At 58.5% G+C, this 20,260-nt stretch carries 22 protein-coding genes; 16 read left to right on the top strand and 6 right to left on the bottom strand.

Going from position 1 to position 20,260, the window contains the following annotated elements:
- Window positions 1-82: 82 nt before the first annotated feature.
- The 3 genes from JFU11_RS12405 (at window position 83) to JFU11_RS12395 (ending at window position 1,081) form a co-directional block, all read left to right on the top strand.
- Complete coding sequence (locus JFU11_RS12405) at window positions 83-319, top strand: hypothetical protein (protein ID WP_052964462.1); 237 nt, start codon at window positions 83-85, stop codon at window positions 317-319.
- Between the two features lie 63 nt (window positions 320-382).
- A complete protein-coding gene (locus tag JFU11_RS12400) occupies window positions 383-718 on the top strand; it encodes a hypothetical protein (protein ID WP_201060746.1) in 336 nt (111 codons plus the stop codon).
- A 132-nt stretch (window positions 719-850) separates the two neighbouring features.
- Complete coding sequence (locus JFU11_RS12395; protein WP_201060745.1) at window positions 851-1,081, top strand: hypothetical protein; 231 nt, start codon at window positions 851-853, stop codon at window positions 1,079-1,081.
- Between the two features lie 264 nt (window positions 1,082-1,345).
- On the opposite strand, the gene JFU11_RS12390 is transcribed toward JFU11_RS12395, so the two are convergent.
- The gene (locus JFU11_RS12390) at window positions 1,346-1,540 is read right to left on the bottom strand and encodes a hypothetical protein (RefSeq protein ID WP_008074997.1); all 195 of its coding nucleotides are present in this window, start codon (window positions 1,538-1,540) and stop codon (window positions 1,346-1,348) included.
- A gap of 188 nt (window positions 1,541-1,728) precedes the next feature.
- Here JFU11_RS12390 and JFU11_RS12385 point away from each other — a divergent pair, with 188 nt between their 5' ends.
- The 3 genes from JFU11_RS12385 to JFU11_RS12375 all read left to right on the top strand — a co-directional run bounded on the left by JFU11_RS12385 (window position 1,729) and on the right by JFU11_RS12375 (window position 2,888).
- On the top strand, window positions 1,729-1,923 hold the full coding sequence (locus tag JFU11_RS12385; protein WP_030130625.1) for a hypothetical protein: 195 nt from the start codon (window positions 1,729-1,731) through the stop codon (window positions 1,921-1,923).
- A gap of 120 nt (window positions 1,924-2,043) precedes the next feature.
- Window positions 2,044-2,349 (top strand): hypothetical protein, encoded by a 306-nt coding sequence (locus JFU11_RS12380; protein ID WP_123722293.1) that lies wholly within the window; start codon window positions 2,044-2,046, stop codon window positions 2,347-2,349.
- Window positions 2,350-2,633: 284 nt separating this feature from the next.
- Window positions 2,634-2,888, top strand: a complete 255-nt coding sequence (locus JFU11_RS12375) for a hypothetical protein (RefSeq protein WP_038982773.1) — start codon at window positions 2,634-2,636, stop codon at window positions 2,886-2,888.
- Between the two features lie 195 nt (window positions 2,889-3,083).
- Here the strand turns inward: JFU11_RS12375 and JFU11_RS12370 are convergent, their stop codons facing one another.
- The 3 genes from JFU11_RS12370 to JFU11_RS12360 all read right to left on the bottom strand — a co-directional run bounded on the left by JFU11_RS12370 (window position 3,084) and on the right by JFU11_RS12360 (window position 4,666).
- Entirely contained in the window at window positions 3,084-3,500 is a 417-nt protein-coding gene (locus JFU11_RS12370) for a CBS domain-containing protein (protein WP_038982771.1), read from the bottom strand.
- A 142-nt stretch (window positions 3,501-3,642) separates the two neighbouring features.
- Window positions 3,643-4,320, bottom strand: coding sequence for an SOS response-associated peptidase family protein (locus JFU11_RS12365; RefSeq protein WP_201060744.1), 678 nt, complete (start codon window positions 4,318-4,320; stop codon window positions 3,643-3,645).
- An 82-nt stretch (window positions 4,321-4,402) separates the two neighbouring features.
- Window positions 4,403-4,666: a hypothetical protein gene (locus tag JFU11_RS12360; protein WP_048396972.1), complete on the bottom strand. Its 264-nt coding sequence runs from the start codon at window positions 4,664-4,666 to the stop codon at window positions 4,403-4,405.
- Between the two features lie 273 nt (window positions 4,667-4,939).
- Here JFU11_RS12360 and JFU11_RS12355 point away from each other — a divergent pair, with 273 nt between their 5' ends.
- From JFU11_RS12355 to JFU11_RS12310, 10 genes are all read left to right on the top strand, one after another.
- On the top strand, window positions 4,940-5,383 hold the full coding sequence (locus JFU11_RS12355) for a membrane protein (protein WP_038982768.1): 444 nt from the start codon (window positions 4,940-4,942) through the stop codon (window positions 5,381-5,383).
- A 117-nt stretch (window positions 5,384-5,500) separates the two neighbouring features.
- Window positions 5,501-6,847, top strand: a complete 1,347-nt coding sequence (locus JFU11_RS12350; protein ID WP_201060743.1) for a hypothetical protein — start codon at window positions 5,501-5,503, stop codon at window positions 6,845-6,847.
- Between the two features lie 22 nt (window positions 6,848-6,869).
- The gene (gene hemN / locus JFU11_RS12345; protein WP_201060742.1) at window positions 6,870-8,258 is read left to right on the top strand and encodes an oxygen-independent coproporphyrinogen III oxidase; all 1,389 of its coding nucleotides are present in this window, start codon (window positions 6,870-6,872) and stop codon (window positions 8,256-8,258) included.
- 109 nt (window positions 8,259-8,367) lie between these two features.
- Entirely contained in the window at window positions 8,368-10,548 is a 2,181-nt protein-coding gene (locus JFU11_RS12340) for a NosR/NirI family protein (protein WP_201060741.1), read from the top strand.
- A gap of 55 nt (window positions 10,549-10,603) precedes the next feature.
- Window positions 10,604-12,523, top strand: coding sequence for a TAT-dependent nitrous-oxide reductase (gene nosZ / locus JFU11_RS12335; protein WP_201060740.1), 1,920 nt, complete (start codon window positions 10,604-10,606; stop codon window positions 12,521-12,523).
- 27 nt (window positions 12,524-12,550) lie between these two features.
- Window positions 12,551-13,843 carry a nitrous oxide reductase family maturation protein NosD gene (locus JFU11_RS12330; protein WP_201060739.1) on the top strand — a complete coding sequence of 431 codons (1,293 nt, stop codon included), beginning with the start codon at window positions 12,551-12,553 and terminating at the stop codon, window positions 13,841-13,843.
- Window positions 13,840-14,763, top strand: a complete 924-nt coding sequence (locus JFU11_RS12325; RefSeq protein WP_201060738.1) for an ABC transporter ATP-binding protein — start codon at window positions 13,840-13,842, stop codon at window positions 14,761-14,763. The genes JFU11_RS12330 and JFU11_RS12325 overlap by 4 nt, the downstream gene beginning before the upstream one ends.
- Window positions 14,760-15,590 carry an ABC transporter permease subunit gene (locus tag JFU11_RS12320; protein WP_201060737.1) on the top strand — a complete coding sequence of 277 codons (831 nt, stop codon included), beginning with the start codon at window positions 14,760-14,762 and terminating at the stop codon, window positions 15,588-15,590. Before JFU11_RS12325 ends, JFU11_RS12320 begins: the two co-directional genes overlap by 4 nt.
- A 31-nt stretch (window positions 15,591-15,621) precedes the next feature.
- A complete protein-coding gene (locus tag JFU11_RS12315) occupies window positions 15,622-16,149 on the top strand; it encodes a nitrous oxide reductase accessory protein NosL (protein ID WP_201060736.1) in 528 nt (175 codons plus the stop codon).
- 115 nt (window positions 16,150-16,264) lie between these two features.
- Window positions 16,265-17,008 carry an SDR family oxidoreductase gene (locus JFU11_RS12310; RefSeq protein WP_123722300.1) on the top strand — a complete coding sequence of 248 codons (744 nt, stop codon included), beginning with the start codon at window positions 16,265-16,267 and terminating at the stop codon, window positions 17,006-17,008.
- 906 nt (window positions 17,009-17,914) lie between these two features.
- On the opposite strand, the gene JFU11_RS12305 is transcribed toward JFU11_RS12310, so the two are convergent.
- Window positions 17,915-19,408, bottom strand: coding sequence for a nitrite reductase (locus JFU11_RS12305; RefSeq protein ID WP_201121299.1), 1,494 nt, complete (start codon window positions 19,406-19,408; stop codon window positions 17,915-17,917).
- Window positions 19,405-20,244: a uroporphyrinogen-III C-methyltransferase gene (cobA, locus tag JFU11_RS12300; RefSeq protein ID WP_201060735.1), complete on the bottom strand. Its 840-nt coding sequence runs from the start codon at window positions 20,242-20,244 to the stop codon at window positions 19,405-19,407. Before cobA ends, JFU11_RS12305 begins: the two co-directional genes overlap by 4 nt.
- Window positions 20,245-20,260: the final 16 nt, after the last annotated feature.

The following is a 20,260-nucleotide window of genomic DNA, read 5'->3' as shown; positions in this document are numbered from 1 at the left end:
ATTGGTCGGGAACATTAACGCGAGTGAACAGCTCTGCTGTCGTATTGAGGTAATGATCTATTCGCTAGGGAGGCCATCTCGAATGACGACTACCGATGATTTCAGACACCATGCGCATGAGCTGATTGTTGACCTGGATGCGGCAACCACGGAAATGATGAAACTCATCTCGGCCCATCAGTTGAGCGGCCCGGAATGGGAGCGGGTCACAAAATGGCAGCATGAAGCGTACGAGCGATGGATGACGTATCTGAATGCGAGGTCGTATCCCGATTCTGGCTCGGGGGCCGAGCCGGGGCAGGGCGAAGCCCCTGTATAGAGACCGTCGGGTGTCCGCTGGATGTACAGATTACATTTCCCGTTTTTCAGGATAGGAAGCGTTATGCGCATATTGATAGCGGGAGTAGCGGTGGCTGTGTTGGCAGGCTGTTCATTACCCGCATCCGTGGTTCCCGGCGAGCCCAATATCAGCAAATACAGTGATAAGGCGCCCAAGGAATATGCCGCGTGTGTATTGCCGTTGTGGCGTCAGGACATTCCGGGATCGACGCAATCAGCAATTTCCAATGGCTACCGGATCACCGCACCGAGCATCATCACGGCTGACGAAATTCTGGTTATCGTGAAATCGAAGGATGGCAGCCAGGTATCGCTTTACCAAGGGCCACCGTGGGCCAAGTCAGGGGCGCTACGCCAAGCTGTCCGGGATTGTTTGTAACGCTCGCTTCGTTCGTACTTTGTTCGTTCGTGCGTGACGGCCTGTGCCGTATGTCGGAGCCATATGTCGGAATCCAGGAACGGTCATTCCTGAAATAACTTCCAAGAGCAAACAGTCCCCGGGAGTTTGGCTATGAATGATGATCGAAAAAAGGCAGCCCTCGATGCCTGGTACCGGCTCTTGAGAGAACCGGAGGCCGGGATGGATTGTGAAGAACACTACGACAAACTGCTGAAAGCGGCGGATGAAATGGAGGGAGCCGGGCTCATCAACAACGCTGAATGGCGTGAACTGGTGCGCGGTGCGCGAGGGGCTTTTTCCGCTGCAATCGACGGTGTCGGGAGTGGATCAGTCAGTAGATGACTTAAAAATAGTGTGGATATTTAATGAGTTAGGAGATTTAGTAACTGGATAGTGAGTCAGAATATCTTGTTACAAGTCGCGCGATTGGGTAATATTGCCCCGCGTTCACCACCACGGTTTATGCATTTTTAAAGCCCAGGCGTCCATCAGCTGCCTGGGCTTTTTTTTTGTCTGGAATTTGGAATGGCTTATGAGCGCGCTGCCGGCAGAGAGCCAGCAGCGTCGATGATGAGCGTGAAGGACAAACGTTATTGATACCTGTCGTTACCCGGCCGGATCAGCCTTGCGGCGATCGCTGCCGGATGGGTTGCCAGTGTCAAGAAGCCTCCTCTCCACCAGGACATTTTGCAGGGCCTGGCGTGCCGAGGGGCTTAGCTGATGTTCTCTCTCCTTGAGTTCGAGCAAGATGGGGTTGGACCATCCACGATAGGTTTGCTCGGAAATTCGAGTAGATGTCATCTATCTCTCCTTTGATGAATCGCCCGACAACACAGTGGGCGAAGTCCTGTGCGCTAAAAATCCTAGTTGAGGAAACGACTTGTCGCCAGTGAACGGATTGCAATGAGGTGCCGGTCATCCTTCGCGACGCGGGTGGTCCATGATTCGGGCGTAAACTTAAGAGGCTACCTCATCAAAAGGAGCCGCATATGATCGCCGACCAAATGAATAGACAGGAGTCGGAGCAAAGCGCTGTTTGGGATCAATACTTCTGTGCCGCGTTGATTGCGGAAAGCAATCTGACGGCACCGGTGGTTGGAGAGGCCACCCACGAAGACAGGCAGAATCTGTTAATCCAAAGGGCCAAAGCACTCGCCGATAAGATGCTGGAAAACAGAAGATAACCGGAGCCCAGCCATTGCGCTGGGCTCTTCACTTTTTGATGTTCTTATCTTTCTTCCAAGTGAACGCTCCTTGGTCGCGGATCGTCTACAGTTGGTAGTTCATGGATACGGAGATCGAACATGAAGTGCCTAATCTGTCAGGCTGCCTCTAATACTGTTCACGCGGCTGGAGAATGGTCAGAAGTCAAATGCTCGGCTGGATGTGGACGCTACAAGGTCTCGGCGAACCTTGTGGCGAAAATGAAATTCAAGAACGAGTTCTTTGACATCGAACGCACAAGACGATGGCTTGAGATGGCGCGCAATGACGATCCGGTGCCGTTGATATCCACCTATGACTACTTCGTTTCCCTATTGCATCGCGACACCGAGGAAAGGTCGGTCATCGCGCCGATTCGCTCCAGGCAGCCGCTGACTTCGGATTAGAATCCGTCTGTCCTGGCTGTAACCCTGTCCACCCGTAGGAGCTGCCGAAGGCTGCGATCTTTTGACCTTCAGCGGCTCCTGAAAGATCAAAAGATCGCAGCCTTCGGCAGCTCCTGCAGGGGCTCACGCAGGCATTGCTCGATCTATCGACAAAAAACAAGCAACCTCCATGGATAGCCCCTGTCGATATCAACATGTCCCCGCTATTCGTCATCACACCCTACCCAGGTTGTCAGCATTTATGGCGGGCTGAAAGCGGCTAACTGAATGATCAGGAGGTGGCTATGAGCTGTCCGCTGTGTGGAAACACTAATGCGCTGGAAGATCTTTCGTTCGGGGGCGGCTTGCGCATTTATTGTGAGCCGTGTGGTGGTTTCTATCGGATTTCAACAACCCTGAATGCCTTGGCCGACGGAAAAACCTATGACACCGAGCGCACTCGAGCCCGACTGAAAAAGAAGCGTGAAACCGACAAATTGGAAGACCAAGAGCCGGCGCTAGGCGCGGAGGACAAAGACCTGCTCGTCGAGCCAAACTGATGTGTCGCGCAATAAGCATGCGCCCCAGCGAACGACGCGCTGGGTGTGGGAAGGTTATCTCTGCGAGGCGATTGCGGTAGATGCGCACACAAGGACTCGCCTGACCCTGAAGCCGGGTTTCGAACGGGATTTCAGGCCAGGCGAGCGTGCCAGATCCATGCGAGTTTTAATCCTGAGAACGCTTAAGCGGCTCGGTTAATGATGAGCCTGTGCCACTCCGCGCAAAACCGTCGCAGCGGCGGATTGAGATCGAGTGCTGGCAATGTTTCCCAGCGACACGACTCCAACCAGACGCTTGTCTCGGTTGAGCACGGGCAGGCGACGCAGTTGCACGTCCGCCATGTTTTTTGCCACATGCTCTATGTCTTCATCCTCAAAGCAATAGCGGATGCCGCCAGTCATTACTTTACTGATAGGGGTTTTGCCAGGGAGTCCTTCGGCTACAGCTCTGATGGCTATATCCCGGTCCGTGATCATGCCAATCAGACGCTCTTGCTCCTCAACCATGATGGCGCCGCTATCGATCCTGGCCATCATGTTCGCGGCCTCCTGGATCGTCTGGCTTGGCTTGGCTGTTAAAACATCTTTCGTCATAACTTCCGAAATCTTCATGAAAAGACTCCTTTAAAGTGCTGCTTCAGTGATTAAGGGCTGCCAGTTTTTTTGACTTTGGAGGGGAAGGGCGGGTTCAGATTGTTTTATCCCCACTCGTCATGGTGACGGATTGATTGGGGCGGGTCATGGTGCTCAGGCCCTAGATAGGCTCTATCAATTCTGAGCCCTGGTTCTTCACATTGCCCACGGCCATGTCCACTTTGAACCATTCGAAGGCATCGCAAGGTTCGCGTTGCTGCAGGAGTATCTGCTCGGCGCGCTCCTTGGGCGTGTAGGGATCAATCCATTCCCGCGCCAGTTCGGGACTGAGCGTCACAGGCCGACGGTCGTGAATATCCACCATGCCACCCTCACTGTCCGCGGTGATGATCACGAAGCCGTCATGCTCGTCCGGCTCCTTTTCGTACCTTGGATACTGACCAATTGCGGCGCACAGGATCGGCGCGTGATCCTTGCGACGGATCAGGTAAGGCTGTTTCTTCGGACCGCCCTCGTAAACCCATTCAAACCAGTTGTCGATGGCAATAATTGCCCGGTGCGGCCATATCTCCTTGAAGAATGGATCGTGGGCGACTTTCTCAACCCGGGCGTTGATCGGTGTCGCGTGATCCCTGGCCCAGTGCGGTCGCCAGCCCCAACGAACCCTGTCGGCGTGCAGCATGCCGCTTTCCTCGTGGAACAAGGCGAGCTGAGTCGACGGCGCGGCGTTGTAGAGTTCGAGCGGCTGATCGCCAGCATTGTTGACCAGGGCGTTGGGCATACTCAACGCCGCCACGAACTCGTGAACACCTCGATACTGCGAAAGTCGTCCGCACATGGCTGAGCCCTCATGCTTAATCCTGAGCTTAGACAATAGTTTCAGGGTGGGGCGTACCCCGAGCAGCCGAAGTCGGATGGGGTCAATGAACCGCTGAGGACCTGGGAACCGGGACGTGATCAAATCTGGAAATCTCTTTGATCCAGAAACGACGATATTTAGTCTGGTCTGGCGCCAGCGGTTTGTGATTTGACCAGGGATGCTCGGTTTTCAAGCTGGCGCGGTACACCTCCCACTCCTTCTCCTCGGCCACTTCCTTGGCCCTTTTCTCATCATCGAACCAGCCAAGTACATAAACTTCGCCCTGATCCATTCCATGCTCGATCAGCAGATAGATGTCTTTCATAAGCTTGAACCCACTACTACACGTTCTGAAATCCCCTAATGCCGGGGCATTGTTTTGACTATCGGCAGGTACTTTCGACTATTGAGTATTGTCGATGAATGGCGCGAAGTCGAACTTGTGTTCGATAGCCTGGCCGATCGCGCCGCACAGGATCGGTGTCGCGCGGCCCCTGGCGGCGCGGATTCGGGGGTTTCTTGATTGATGTCAATCGCCTGAGTCGAGCTGCTCTGTATTCTCTGGAGAAACCGACAGCTGAATTGAGGGCGAACATTCATGCTCTATCCGCTGTTTCTAACCTTTCATCTGTTTGCCGCTTTGATCTTTATCGGCACGGTGTTCTTCGAAGTCCTGTTCCTGGAGAGCATCCGCAAACAGTTGCCCGCCAAAGTGATGCTGCTGGTCGAGGAGGGTATTGGCCGCCGAGCCCGCACCCTGATGCCGTGGGTGCTACTGGTATTGTTCGGCGCGGGGCTGGGCATGGTCTGGCTGCGCTATTTGCCCGTCCTTGCAACGCCAATGGCCTCATCGTTCAGCACCTTGTTGCTGTTGAAAATCATGGTCGCCGTGAGCGTGTTGCTGCATTTCCTGGCCGCCATGTTTCTGTTCAAAAGCGGCCGAATGAACGCTCGATACCTGCATTTCATCCATGGCAGTGTGTTCTGCCATATGGTCGTCATTGTGCTGCTGGCCAAGGGGATGTTTTACCTGACGTGGTGAGCGGCCTTGCCCCAAGGTCTGTCCTGCAAGCACTTGGCTTGCGCTTGATACAAGTCAAGGAGCATTGATCGCCTATCCCGGACACTGTTGATCCGCAGCCAGTCTCGGAGACCTGTCATGCTCGATTTTTCTCACGCCCCCGGCGATCTGATCGCTCGGTGCGATCCGGGCGTACTCGACCCCAACTGCCATGCCGACACGCAAAAGTTTCATGACGGCATCGGCTCTCTGGATTTGCTTCGTGCCTTGCGCGTCAGCCGCCAGAAACGACGCCCGATCGCCCTGAACGTGCAGCTGCCTTCCAGCCTCAAGCCATCCTTTTGTTCCCCGCGCGATGTCGCCTGCGAGCACGGCGAAATCGAACAGTACCTTCAACGCCTGGAACAGGAGATCGACCTCGTCGGTTGTCATCTGGGAGCGGAGCAACGGGTCGAACAATTTCATCTGAGCGGCGGAACACCCACCATCGCTCATCTCGAGCGCCTGATGAATCACCTGCGTGATCGATTCAACTTTCTCGAGCATGAGTGCGGCGACTACAGTGTCGATGTCGACCTTCACCATACCGATTGGTCGACCATGGGCGCGTTGCGCAACCAGGGATTCAATCATGTCAGCATTGGCGTTCCGGATATCGACACCGACTGTGATATGTCGGTGGCCTGCTACCAGAACCCGGCCCCTATTCATTCACTGATTGATGCCGCCCGCACCTTTGGTTATCGATCGATCAATGTCGATCTGGGTTTTGGTCATGCCTGGCAAACGCCAGAAAGCTTCGCGCTTAAGCTGGCGGCGATCATTGAGCTGGAGCCGGACAGGCTGATGGTGTTCGACTATGCCCGACCACCACGCCGCTATCGGCCAAGGCTCGGCGACAAGGTCAGGGAACTGTGCAGTCAGGACGATAAAGGCGCGATGCGCCAGATCGCCTTCGAACAGTTGATCGCCGTGGGCTATCACTACATCGGTATGGGGCAGTTTGTTCGGCCCGACGATGATCTGGCGATCGCTCAGGAGCGGGGCCGGTTACGTCGCACGTGTGACGGTTTTACCCGTCACGGCTATTGCGACCATATCGGCTTCGGTTTGGGGGCTATCAGTCAGATCGACGATTTGTATACGCAAAACACCGACGCCATCGAGCGTTATCAGCAGCAACTGGACCGGGGCCAATTGCCGACGTCTCGTGGCTGGCGTTTCGAGGCGGGGGATCAGATACGACACATGGTCATGGAGCGACTGGCGTGTGATCAAGAGCTGGATATCCGCGTCATCGAGCGGCGCTATGGGCTGATTTTCTCCAAGTACTTTGCATCTGTCTGGCCATTGCTGGAGCAATTGAGTCGCGACGGGTTGATTGAATTGTCGGACCGTTTCATCAGCATTCTTCCCGCCGGCCGGCCGGAAGTGGATGCCATCTGCAACCTGTTTGAAAAGGATTCGGACAGTGCAAGGCATTAACCCACCTGCGAGTCGATTGATCATGAAACCTGCATTCGATTTCGATCGAGCCCTGGTCGAAAAGTATGACCGTCCCGGGCCGCGCTATACCTCTTATCCCACGGCGCCGCAGTTTCATCAGGCGTTTGCCGTTGACGACTACCAGCGTGCCGCCTCCGACAGCAACCTGGCGGCGGTGCCCAAGCCGTTGTCGGTGTATATCCACATTCCGTTCTGCAAGAGCCTTTGCTACTACTGCGCCTGCAACAAAATCATTACCCAGAAAACCCATCGGGCCGTCGAATACCTGACGTACCTCAAGCGTGAAATCGTGATGCAGGCCGCCTTGTTCGACAGCTCGCGCAAACTCACGCAACTGCACCTGGGCGGGGGCACGCCGACGTATTTGACCAGTGAACAGCTGGCGGACCTGATGGACTGCCTGCACCAGGCGTTCGACATGGACGACAGCGATGATCATGAGTTTTCCATCGAGGTCGATCCGCGCACCATCAACACCGAGCAAATCCAGTCGCTGCGCCAACTGGGGTTCAATCGTCTGAGCTTCGGCGTACAGGACTTCGATCCCGACGTACAAACCGCGGTCAATCGCCAGCAAAGTGAAGAACAGATCTACGCGCTGGTCGCGGCGGCGCGCGAGGCGCAATTCAAGTCGATCAGCGTCGATCTGATTTACGGCCTGCCACTGCAAACGGTGAACAGTTTCGACGTCACCCTCGGCAAGATCATCGCCCTGCGCCCGGACCGGATTGCCGCTTACAGCTACGCCCATTTACCGGAGCTGGTGCGCGCGCAACGGCTGATTCGCCCGGCGGACATGCCGCCACCGGAGCGCAAGCTGGAGTTGCTCGAGCTGACGATCCGCCGTCTGACCGAAGCCGGTTATGTCTATATCGGCATGGATCATTTCGCCTTGCCGGACGACGAGCTGGCGCTGGCCCGCACCCATGGCACCCTGCAACGCAATTTTCAGGGCTACTCGACCCATGCCGACTGCGACTTGATCGGCCTGGGAGTGTCTTCGATCGGTAAGGTCGGCGACAGCTACAGCCAGAGCGTCAAGGAGCTTTCGCAGTACTACGCCCGTATCGATCAAGGTTTGTTGCCGGTGCATCGTGGTTATCGCTTGAGCGCTGATGACTTGCTGCGCCGCGAAGTGATCAGCGACCTGATGTGCCACGGCAGGATCGATTTCGCCAAGTTCGAAGCCGGTCATGGCATTTGCTTCACCGAGTATTTTGCCGATGCGCTGACGCAACTGGACGAGCAGGTGCGTGACGGACTGTTGCAGATTCACGGCGACGAGTTGGTGCTGTTGCCGCAAGGGCATTTGATGATGCGCAGTGCCGCGATGGCATTTGACGCCTATCTGGGAGGGGAGCAAAAAGGCCGGTTTTCCCGCACCGTTTGAGGCTTCTGGCGCTCTGGCGCGAGGAATTTTATCGAGTTGATTTCAATCAAGGGCGGGGCACACAGCGCTCCCTAACATTGCCGCAAGCCCCTTTGAAATCTGCGAGCTCATGACAATCCATCAGCCTTCGATACATGGCAACCTGCGCATCTGGAGCGTCGGGCTGGTGGTGATGGTCTTGCTGATGATCGCAGCGTTCGCGACGGTGCAGGCCAAGTCATACGGCGACATCGAGCAGCAGCGCATCGAGAAGGTTTTCCCTCAAACCGATTCGGTGTCCGCAGCCGAAGGCAAGTTCAAGGTGCGCACGCTGTCCGCCGCCGGCAAGGTCATCGGTTATGTGTTCCAGAGCCTGGATGTGGTGGATATTCCGGCCTACTCGGGCAAACCCATCAACACCCAAGTGATCCTCGACACCGCCGGGGTGATTCAGGACGCCTATGTGCTGGAGCACCACGAACCGATTCTGCTGATCGGCATTCCCGAGGAAAAACTCCACGGTTTCAGCGCCCGATACAAAGGGATCAAGGTCAGTCAGCGGGTGGTGGTCGGCCATTCCAGCGACCCGAGCGCGGTCACCGTGGATGCCATCGCCGGCGCAACCGTCACCGCCATGGTGGTCAATGAGGTCATCATGCGTGCCGCCCATGAGGTGGCCGTATCGTTGAAGCTGATCGAGGACAGGGGCGGGGTGGTGAACAAGCCCGCCATCGTGCGCCAGGATTTTTTCGAGCCTGCCACCTGGGAGCAACTGACCGGTAACGGCGCCATTCGCCGGTTGAACCTGACCCGTGGGCAGGTCGATGCCGCCTTCAAGGGCACCGAAGCCGAAGGCGTCGACAACGCTGGCCCGGATCAAGTCGATGACACCTTTATCGAGCTGTACACCGCCGACTTGAACCCGCCGACCATTGGCCGCGCGTTGCTGGGCGATAACCAATATCGCTTTCTCATGCAGGAACTCAAACCCGGCGAGCAGGCCATCGTGGTGCTGGGGCGTGGGCTGTTTTCCTATAAAGGCTCGGGTTATGTGCGCGGCGGGATTTTCGATCGGGTGCAATTGCGCCAGTTCGGCAACGTCATCAGCTTTCGCGACATGGACCATCAGCGACTCTCCGATGTATTTGCCGAGGGCATGCCCGAGTTCAATGAAATGTCGATTTTCATTGTCCGCAAACCGGCCGGATTCGACCCGGGATCGCCCTGGTCGCTGGAGCTCCTGGTGCGGCGTCAGACGGGACCGGTCAGCGGCACCTTCAGCAGCTTCGAACTGCCTTATCAACTGCCCGAGCCCTACCTTGAGCGACCCGCGCCCAGTGCCGAAGAACAGGTGGCCATCGAGGAAGCCAGCCGGCCGATGTGGTTGAACATCTGGTACCAGAAACACTTCCAGATCGCCGTCCTCGCGAGCGCGTTGTTGCTGCTGACGGCCATCCTGTTCCTGCAAGACAAACTCACCCGCCGGCCACGTTTTCTGCACTGGCTGCGTCGTGGTTACTTGCTTTTTACCGTGGTCTTTCTGGGCTGGTATGCCCTGGGGCAGTTGTCGGTGGTCAATGTCCTGACCTTTGTGCATGCGCTGTTCGAGCACTTTCGCTGGGAGCTGTTTCTCACCGATCCGCTGATCTTCATGCTCTGGGTCTTCACCGCCGCGAGCATCCTGCTGTGGGGCCGTGGCGTGTTCTGCGGCTGGCTGTGCCCGTTTGGCGCCTTGCAAGAGTTGATCAACGAAGCCGCGCGCACGTTGAAAATTCCCCAGTACGAATTGCCCTTTGCGGTGCATGAGCGGCTGTGGGCGATCAAATACATCATCTTGCTGCTGCTTTTCGGCATCTCCCTGGAATCGATGTCCACCGCCGAACTGTTCGCCGAGGTGGAACCGTTCAAGACCGCCATTACCCTCAAGTTCGACCGCCAGTGGTGGTTCGTGCTCTACGCGGTGGGGCTGCTGGTGATCAACATTTTCACGCGCAAGGTCTATTGCCGCTACATCTGCCCCTTGGGCGCGGCGCTGGCGATCCCGACCAAATTACGCCTGTTCGACTGGCTCAAGCGCCGCAAGGAATGCGGCAGCCCCTGCCAGTTGTGCGCCAAGGAATGCGAGATCCAGGCGATCCATCCCGATGGCCGGATCAATGCCAACGAGTGCCACTACTGCCTCGATTGCCAGATGACCTATCACAACGAAAACAAATGCCCGCCGCTGATCAACAAGCGCAAAAAGCGCGGCAAACCGGCACCCGTGGCGGTGCAACTGATACCTGTCGTGGAAGCGCCGGCTGCTGAATGAAGCTCGCGAGCGCACGTCCGCAGTGACCGTTTTATCCCTTCAAGGAGTACGCAACATGACTGACACAGAATCCACAAAACCCGTGCAGGAAGAAGAACGCGCGGGACTCAGTCGTCGCGGTTTTCTGGGCAGCAGTGCCGTCACCGGTGCGGTGCTGGCGGGCGCCACGACGTTGGGCGGCGCAGTGTTCAGCCGCGAGTCGTGGGCCGCGGCGGTCAAGGATGCTCAGGCGAAAATCCATGTCGGCCCCGGTGAGCTGGACGAATACTACGGCTTCTGGAGCGGTGGTCATCAGGGCGAAGTGCGAGTGCTGGGCGTGCCGTCGATGCGTGAGTTGATGCGTATTCCGGTGTTCAACGTCGACTCGGCCACCGGTTGGGGCCTGACCAACGAAAGCAAACGGATTCTGGGCGACAGTGCAAAGTTCCAGAATGGCGATTGCCATCACCCGCATATCTCCATGACCGATGGCAAGTACGACGGCAAATACTTATTCATCAACGACAAGGCCAACTCCCGGGTCGCGCGCATCCGCCTGGACATCATGAAGTGCGACAAGATCCTCACCGTGCCGAACGTGCAGGCCATCCACGGCCTGCGTCTGCAAAAAGTGCCTTACACCAAGTACGTGTTCGCCAATGCCGAATTCGTCATCCCGCACCCCAATGACGGCAGCACCTTCGACCTGCAAGACAAGAACAGCTTCACCATGTTCAACGCCATCGATGCCGAGAAAATGGAGATGGCCTTCCAGGTGATCGTCGACGGCAACCTGGACAACTCCGACGCCGATTACACCGGCAAGTACGCCGCGTCCACCTGCTACAACTCGGAGAAGGCTTACGACCTTGGCGGCATGATGCGCAACGAGCGCGACTGGGTCGTGGTGTTCAACATCCCGCGCATCGAGGCTGCGATCAAGGCCGGCAAATTCATCACCCTGGAAGACTCGAAAGTGCCGGTGGTCGACGGTCGTAAAACCGATGGCAAGGACTCCGAATTCACTCGCTACATCCCGGTGCCGAAGAACCCCCACGGCCTCAACACCTCATCCGATGGCAAGTACTTCATTGCCAACGGCAAGCTGTCGCCAACGGTCTCGATGATTGCCATCGACCGGCTGGACGACCTGTTCGCCGATAAATTCAAGGACCCGCGCGAAGTTATCGTTGCCGAGCCGGAACTGGGCCTGGGGCCTTTGCACACCACCTTCGACGGTCGCGGCAATGCCTACACCACGTTGTTCATCGACAGCCAGGTGGTGAAGTGGAACATGGAGGAAGCGATACGCGCCTACAAGGGCGAGAAGGTCAATTACATCAAGCAGAAGCTCGACGTGCAGTACCAGCCTGGCCATAACCATGCTTCGCTGACCGAAACCAGTGAAGCGGATGGCAAGTGGCTGGTGGTGTTGTGCAAATTCTCCAAGGACCGCTTCCTGCCGACCGGTCCGCTGCATCCGGAAAACGACCAGTTGATCGACATTTCCGGCGAGGAGATGAAGCTGGTGCATGACGGCCCTGCGTTTGCCGAACCCCACGATTGCATCCTGGCGCGCCGGGACCAGATCAAGACCCAAAAGATCTGGAACCGCAACGACCCGTTCTTCGCCGCCACCGTGGAGCAGGCCAAGAAAGACGGGATCAACCTGGAGACCGACAACAAGGTCATCCGCGACGACAATCATGTGCGGGTCTACATGACCTCCATGGCGCCGGCCTATGGTCTGACCGAGTTCACCGTCAAGCAGGGCAACGAGGTCACCGTGATCATCACCAACATCGACCAGATTGAAGACGTGACCCACGGTTTCGTCATGACCAACCATGGCGCCAGCATGGAGATCAGCCCGCAGCAAACGTCTTCCATCACCTTCACCGCCGACAAGGCCGGCCTGCATTGGTACTACTGCAGCTGGTTCTGCCATGCGCTGCACATGGAAATGGTCGGTCGCATGAAGGTCGAGCGGGCCTGACGGTTGGCATTCGACGGGAGCGGGCCGATGATCGAAATCAAGGAAAGTCCGGTAAAGGCCATTGCCCTTGTGCTCCTGTTGATGTCAGGCGGGGCACTGGCGGCGGTGCAACCCATCACCACGTTGCCGTTGTGGGTTGACGCTGAACAACGCTGGCACTTGCCGGCGGGCGAGTACCGTGGCTCGTTCAGCGTCGATCAACCGATGCAGATTGTTTGCGACCCCGGCGCGGTGTTTCAGGCGCAAGGGCAGGGCAACGGCGTGATTGTCAGCGCGCCCGATGTGCGGATTGAGGGCTGTACCTTTCTGGATTGGGGGCACGACCTTACCGCCATGAATGCGGCGGTGTTTCTCCAGCCCAAGGCCCGTGGCGCGGTGATTAAAGGCAATCGCCTGCAGGGCCAGGGCTTCGGTATTTGGGTCGACAGCACGCAGGATGCGAGCCTGATCGACAACCGCATCCAGGGGGATCCGGCGCTGCGCTCCCAGGATCGCGGCAACGGTATTCATCTGTATGCGGTGCATGGCGCCAGAGTCATCGGCAACCAGGTGCGCGACACCCGCGATGGCATCTACATCGATACCTCCAACGGCAACCTGCTGCAGGGCAATACCCTGGAAGACCTGCGTTACGGCGTGCATTACATGTTTGCCAACGACAACCGGTTGATCGGCAACACCACCCGCCGCACCCGCACCGGCTACGCCTTGATGCAAAGCCGCAAGCTCACGGTGATCGGCAACCGCTCCGAACAGGATCAGAACTACGGCATCCTGATGAACTACATCACCTATTCAACCTTGCGCGACAATTTCGTCACGGACGTGCGCGATGGCTCGACCGGCGACAGCATGATCAGCGGCGCCGAAGGCAAGGCGTTGTTCATCTACAACTCGCTGTTCAACAGCATCGAACACAACCACTTCGAGCACAGCGCCGTGGGCATTCACCTCACCGCCGGCTCCGAAGACAACCGCATCGCCGACAACGCGTTTATCGGCAACCAACGGCAGGTCAAATACGTCGCCACCCGCTTGCAGGAATGGTCGGCGGATGGCCGGGGTAATTACTGGAGTGATTACCTGGGCTGGGATCGCAACAACGATGGCCTGGGCGATATCGCCTACGAACCCAACGACAACGTCGACCGCTTGCTGTGGCTGTACCCGCAGGTGCGGCTGTTGATGAACAGCCCCGGGATCGAATTGCTGCGTTGGGTCCAACGGGCCTTTCCGGTCATGAAATCGCCGGGCGTCCTGGACAGCCATCCACTGATGAATCCCACCACACGACCCCTGACCCAGGAGCCCACCGCATGAACGTCATCGACATGGAAGGCGTCAGCCAGCGCTATGGGTACACCACCGTGTTGCATCAGTTGAACCTGAGCCTGGGCGAAGGCGAAGTGCTGGGCTTGTTCGGGCACAACGGCGCGGGCAAGACCACCAGCATGAAACTGGTGCTCGGTCTGCTCCAGGCCAGTGAAGGATCGGTCAGGGTGTTCGGTCGCATGCCCAGTGATCCGCACGTTCGGCGTTTGCTGGGCTATTTGCCGGAGAACGTGACCTTCTATCCGCAGATGAGCGGCCTGGAGACTTTGCGTCATTTCGCCCGACTCAAAGGCGCAGCGCTCGCGCAGGTGGACGTGCTGCTGGAGGAAGTCGGTCTGGCGGGCGCGGCGCATCGACGGGTCAAGACCTATTCCAAAGGCATGCGCCAGCGCCTGGGACTGGCGCAAGCCTTGCTCGGCGAGCCGCGTTTGTTACTGCTCGACGAGCCGACCGTCGGCCTCGATCCCATCGCCACTCAAGACCTCTATCGGTTACTCGATCGGCTGCGCAGCCAGGGCACCAGCATCATTCTCTGTTCCCACGTATTGCCGGGAGTCGAGGCGCATATCAACCGTGCAGCGATTCTGACCCAGGGGCGCCTGCTGGCCCTCGGCAGTCTACGCAGTTTGCGCGAGGAAGCCGGGTTGCCGACGCTGATTCGCGCCAATGGCCTCAAGCACACCGAGCCATTGCAGCGATCCTGGAACAACGCCGGGCACGTCACCCAGCGCTGGGGCGTGGAGGGCCTTGAAGTGGCTGCGCTCAATGGCAACAAATTGGACCTGTTGCGCGAACTGCTTAATGAACACGAGCCAGCTGATGTGGAAATCGACCCGCCGTCCCTGGAGGACATCTACCGCTATTACATGGGCCGGGCCGGCGCGACCCCCAGTGGAGAGACTGTATGAACCCGATCTGGAGCATGGCCCGCAAGGAATTCAATGACGGTTTGCGCAACCGCTGGTTGTTGGCGATCAGCCTGTTGTTCGCGGTGTTGGCGACCGGCATCGCCTGGTTGGGTGCGGCGGCTTCCGGGCAATTGGGCTTTACTTCGGTGCCCGCCACCATCGCTAGCCTCGCCAGCCTGGCGACGTTCCTGATGCCGCTGATTGCCTTGCTGCTGGCTTATGACGCGATTGTCGGCGAAGACGAAAGCGGCACGTTGTTGCTGTTGCTGACCTACCCGCTGGGACGCGGGCACATCCTGCTCGGCAAATTCGTCGGTCACGGATTGATCCTGGCGCTGGCGACCCTCATCGGTTTTGGCTGCGCGATGCTCGCGATTGCGGTGCTGGTGGAGGACGTCGAACTGAACCTGCTGCTCTGGGCGTTTGGACGATTCATGCTGTCGTCGACGTTACTGGGCTGGGGCTTTCTAGGGCTGGCCTATGTGCTGAGCAGTGTGTCTGCCGAGAAATCCACCGCCGCCGGGCTGGCGCTGGGGGTGTGGTTCTTCTTCGTGCTGGTGTTCGACCTGGCGCTGCTGGCATTGCTGGTGCTCAGCGAAGGGCAGTTCAACCCGAAGGTGCTGCCCTGGTTACTGCTGCTCAACCCCGCCGACATCTATCGCCTGATCAATCTTTCCGGTTTCGAGCCCGGCGCCGGCAGTGCTGGCGTGCTGACCCTGGGCAGCGATTTGCCTGTGCCGGGCTCGATGCTCTGGTTGTGCCTGTTGCTGTGGGTGGCGGTGCCTTTGGGCTTGGCCTGGCTGCTGTTCCGTCGACGGGCGACATGAATTCACACCTTGGTTTTTGGAGCATCTGACGATGAGTAATCTGTATTCGACGACGGCACGCGCCGTGGCGGGCCTGATGGTTTGTCTGCTGCTGGCGGCCTGTGACAAACCCGTGCAAGCCACCTACAACGATGCCGCCGCTGCTTTTCATCCCAGTGATGAATGCCATGTTTGCGGCATGATCATCGACGGCTTCCCCGGGCCCAAGGGCGAAGTGGTCGAGCGCAGCGGCATCAAGAAATTCTGCTCCACGGCGGAGATGATCGGTTGGTGGCTGCAACCGGAAAATCATCATGGCGAGGCCCGGTTGTATGTTCACGACATGGGCCGCAGCCCGTGGAACGCACCCAATGACGCCCATCTGATCGATGCCAAGGATGCGTTTTACGTGGTCGGCACCCAACTCAAAGGCGCCATGGGTGTAGTGCTGGCGTCCTTCTCCAGCCAGCAGGCTGCGGAAAAACTGGCCGCCGAGCAGGGCGGTCGTATGCTGCGGTTCAGCGAGATCGATCAGGCGGTGCTTCAGCAGCAGCCAGTGATGTCGCATTCGACTCATTGATCGGCGAGCCATCGAGAAAAGTGATCACCGTCAAGTCGATATTTCTGCGTCTGTTCAAAGATAGGGGCTCACAACGTCCCCAGTGCTTGGCATTAACGATGCCCAGGAGAACATGATGCAAACCGAGTTTCAGGATCGTCTGGCGGTGATCACCGGCGCCAGCTCCGGGATTGGCCTGGCGTTGTGCGCCGCGCTGTTGCCTCGCGGGGTCAAGGTGCTGGCGATGTCACGCACTGTCGGTGAATTGCCAGTCTTGCAGCAGATCTACGGTGAACGGCTGCAATGGTGCGCCGGGGATGTCACTTGCCAGGACGATCTTCACGAGCTGGCCCGTCGGGCTGCGGCGTTGGGGCCGGTGGATTATCTGGTGCCCAACGCGGGCATTGCCGAAATGGCCGACAGCCTGGACATGCCGGCCTTCCAGCGCCAATGGGCGGTCAACGGTGCCGGGGCGTTGAACACCCTGGCGGCGTTGCGCGGTGAGTTGGCGAACCCGGCTTCGGTGGTGTTTGTCGGTAGTTTTCTGACCGGTTCGAGCTTTCCCGGTCTGGCTGCCTGTATTGCCAGCAAGGCCGCGCTGGCGGCTCAGGCACGCACATTGGCGGTGGAGTTTGCGCGTTATGACGTGCGCATCAATCTGGTCTCGCCGGGGCCGACCGCGACCTCGATGTGGGACAACCTGGGGTTGAGCGATGGGGAGCTCGATGACGTCGCTGATACCCTTGGCAAGCGTCTGCTGCCTGGTCATTTTCTCGATGCGTCAGCGGTGGCCAATGTGATTGTTTTTCAACTGTCCCAAGGCGCCCGGGGTGTCTATGGGCAGGATTGGAAGGTTGATAATGGTTATACCTTGGGGTGATGGGGGAACTCACAATTTTGCGGATGTTCCCGGACCCTTGTGGGAGCGGGCTTGCCTGCGATGGCGGCGTGTCGGGTGACGTAGGTTTTGATGGTGTACATATCCGTTGCTGCGGTAACGACTACTATTGGTTCCGCCCTTACGGCGGGTCACTTTGGAAAAGCGCCAAAGTAACCAAAACGCTTTCGCCCCTGACGTACGGCCCTTCGCCTAGGCTCAGGGTACCCTCACTCCGGTCCTGCTCCGTGGGCCCGCCGCCATCGGCCATCCATGGCCGGGGGCGGCTACCGCGGCATCCTTGCCGCGGTGCCCACTGCGCAGAACCTGCGCTCGGCCTTCCGACGGGGCAGGTCAAGATCAACATCAAAAGCCAAAGCAAAGCAAAGCAAAGCAAAGCAAAGCAAAGCAAAGCAAAACAAAACAACAGGAGCCGTTCCCACACTGATCGTTCCCACGCTCCGCGTGGGAATGCCGCCGGGGACGCTCCGCGTCCCGCTGTCGACGCAAGGCTTGAGTCCTGCGCAATGGTGACGCAGAGCGTCACGGGATGCATTCCCACGCGGAGCGTGGGAACGATCATCAGGGTGTACACAACCCGAAATAAGGCCGGCCGGTAGGCCGCCTCGCGGTGCTTTTGCGGTACTCGCCCCCTCGAGAGGCCGAGTGGAGGTTCTGCGCAGTGGGCAACCCGGCATGGATGCCGGGTTAGCCGCGCACGGCCATGGATGGCCGATCGCGGCGGGCCCACGGAGCAGGACCGGAGCGAGGGCATGCCGAGCCTAGGCGAGGCACCGAACGAAAGGGGCAAAAGCGCTTTGGTTACTTTCGCGCTTTTCGAAAGTGACCCGCTGTAAGAGCGGAACCAATAGCCGCCGTGACCGCAGAAACGGATATGTACACCAAGACCTAATGCGAAGTCCCCTCCACAAACTCAATCTTGTTCCCCACGTTATATTTGCCCGACGGCTTGTTCATCGGCAGTCGCTTGATCTCCTTAAGGGTATTACTGTCATACACAATCAGTGCGCCATCGCTGGCCCAGATGCTCAGCAACAAGTAGCGGCCATCGCGAGTGAATTCAACGTGGGCAGCCGTCTTGCCAGGCATTGGGCGCAAGGTGTGAGCGATTTCGAGGGTCTGTTTGTCAATCAAGTGGATCGCATCGTTGTCCGGCCCGAAGAACACGTCAGTCCAGGCATACCGCGAGTTGACATGACTGCGCATGAAGAACCCCGGCCCCAGGGTCGGAATTTCCTTGATCAGTTTCCAGGTCTTGAAGTCGATGACCGAGATCAGTCCCTTGCTGATATTCGGCGTGGCGAACACCCACTCACCGTTACGTTTCCAGTAGGTCCCGGACCCAAGATGCGGCATGCCCGGCAGCGGTATATCGGTGACCACCTTGCCACTGTCGAGGTCGATCACCTGGCCGCCCTTGGCCTTGCGCGATGTGGCCAGCAGTTGCTTGTAGTCCGGTGAAAAGGAAAAGTCGTCCAGCACGTCTTCGGCCTGGATCCGTCGTGGTTCGAAGTCCGGTGTGCCGGCGCTCGACAGCTCCCAGACTTCCTTCACATCCTTGAGCGCCACGATGAAACTGTCTCGTGGCGGAGCGGTGTAGACCGCGCTCACCCGTGACGCGGTGCCGTCCTGGCCGATTGCGGGGATGGTTTTGACCAGCGACAGATCGCGGGCATCGAGCACCACCAGATTGCCGGGTAGATAGTTGCCCACCAGCACCCAGCGGCCATCCTTGCTCACCGCCAGGTTGCGGGTATTGAGCCCGGCGCGGACCTCGGCGATCAGCTTCAGGTTGTGCAAGTCGTACAGGCTGACCCAACCATCGCGTGAGGCCACGTAGACGAAGCGTCCATCCGGTGAGAACTTCGGCCCGCCATGCACCGCAAAGTGTGAAGCAAACCGCGCCAGCACGTCGAAACGATCGCCGTCGAGAATGTTGATGTGATGGTCGCCGGCTTCCACCACCACAAACAGGTTCAGCGGGTCGGCGCCATGCTGGGGCGTGTCGGGCAGTTTGCTGATGTCGGCGAGAATGGAATGACTGCCGCGAATGTCATCGTTACTCCAGGTGGGTGGGGTGGCGGGTGGTTGCTGAAGGTAATCAACCAGCGCGTCGATCTGTGCCGGACTGAATACGTTGGCATACCCAGTCATCTGACTCGCGGGCCGACCGTTCTGAATGACGCTGCGGATTTCATCGGGTTTGATCCGGCTCAGACTCTCCGGCAGCAAGGCCGGCCCCGCACCGCCGAAACGGTTGGCGCCATGGCAGCTCTGGCAATGTTGTCGGTAGAGGTCGGCGGCCGCGTCGGAGGATGGAAGCGCTACACCGCCATGAGCCGCGCCGATACATAACAATGGGGCAAGCAGCATGCGCCTCATATCGCCACCTTACCGTGGCGTTGCAACACGGGAGCGGAGTAAAAGCGCGCCGGGTATTCCTGCTGTTGGGTAGCGAACAGATCGACCACTTTGCCGATCACCGTCAGCGTCGGAATGCCCGGTGGGCAATCCAGAGCCAGGGTCGGCAACTGGTGCAACTTGCCTCGGGCGACGTGCTGGTCGGGGCGTGTGCCATTGCTGATCAGCGCCGCCGGTGTATCGGCGGCCATTCCGGCTTCGATCAAGCGCTGGGCGATAATTCCGAGGTTCGATAACCCCATGTAAAACACCAGGGTCTGGCTGCTGTCGGCGAGGCTGCTCCAGGGCAATTGCAACTCACCATCGCGCTGCAAATGCCCGGTAATGAAGCGGCAGGAGTTGACCAGATCCCGGTGGGTCAGCGGAATGCCCGCGTAAGCACTGCAGCCGGAAGCGGCGGTGATGCCCGGGACCACCTGGCAGTCAATGTTGCGTTGCAGCAGATACTCCAGCTCCTCGGCGCCACGGCCGAATATGAACGGGTCGCCACCCTTGAGCCGGACCACGCGCTGCCCCGAATCGGCGAGAGCGGCGAGCAGTTCGTTGATTTGTTCCTGGGGCAGGCTATGGCAGCCGCTGGCCTTGCCGACGTAATGCCGGGCGCAGGTGAGGGGGATCAACGTCAGCAGCTCGGGGCTGATCAGGCGATCGTAAACCACGGCGTCGGCCTGCATCAACAGGCTCCAGGCACGCAGGGTCAGCAAGCGTGGATCGCCGGGCCCCGCGCCGACCAGGGCCACTTCGCCCGGTCTGAACGGGGACGCAAGTGCGGCCGGTAAAACAATCGATGGGTGCATGGGACGTCCTTGGTTC

The sequence above is a fragment of the Pseudomonas sp. TH37 genome, from assembly GCF_016650735.1.
Lineage (GTDB): Bacteria > Pseudomonadota > Gammaproteobacteria > Pseudomonadales > Pseudomonadaceae > Aquipseudomonas > Aquipseudomonas farris.
The sequence above is the reverse complement of the archived record's forward strand: the minus strand, read 5'-3'. Positions and strand labels throughout refer to the sequence as shown.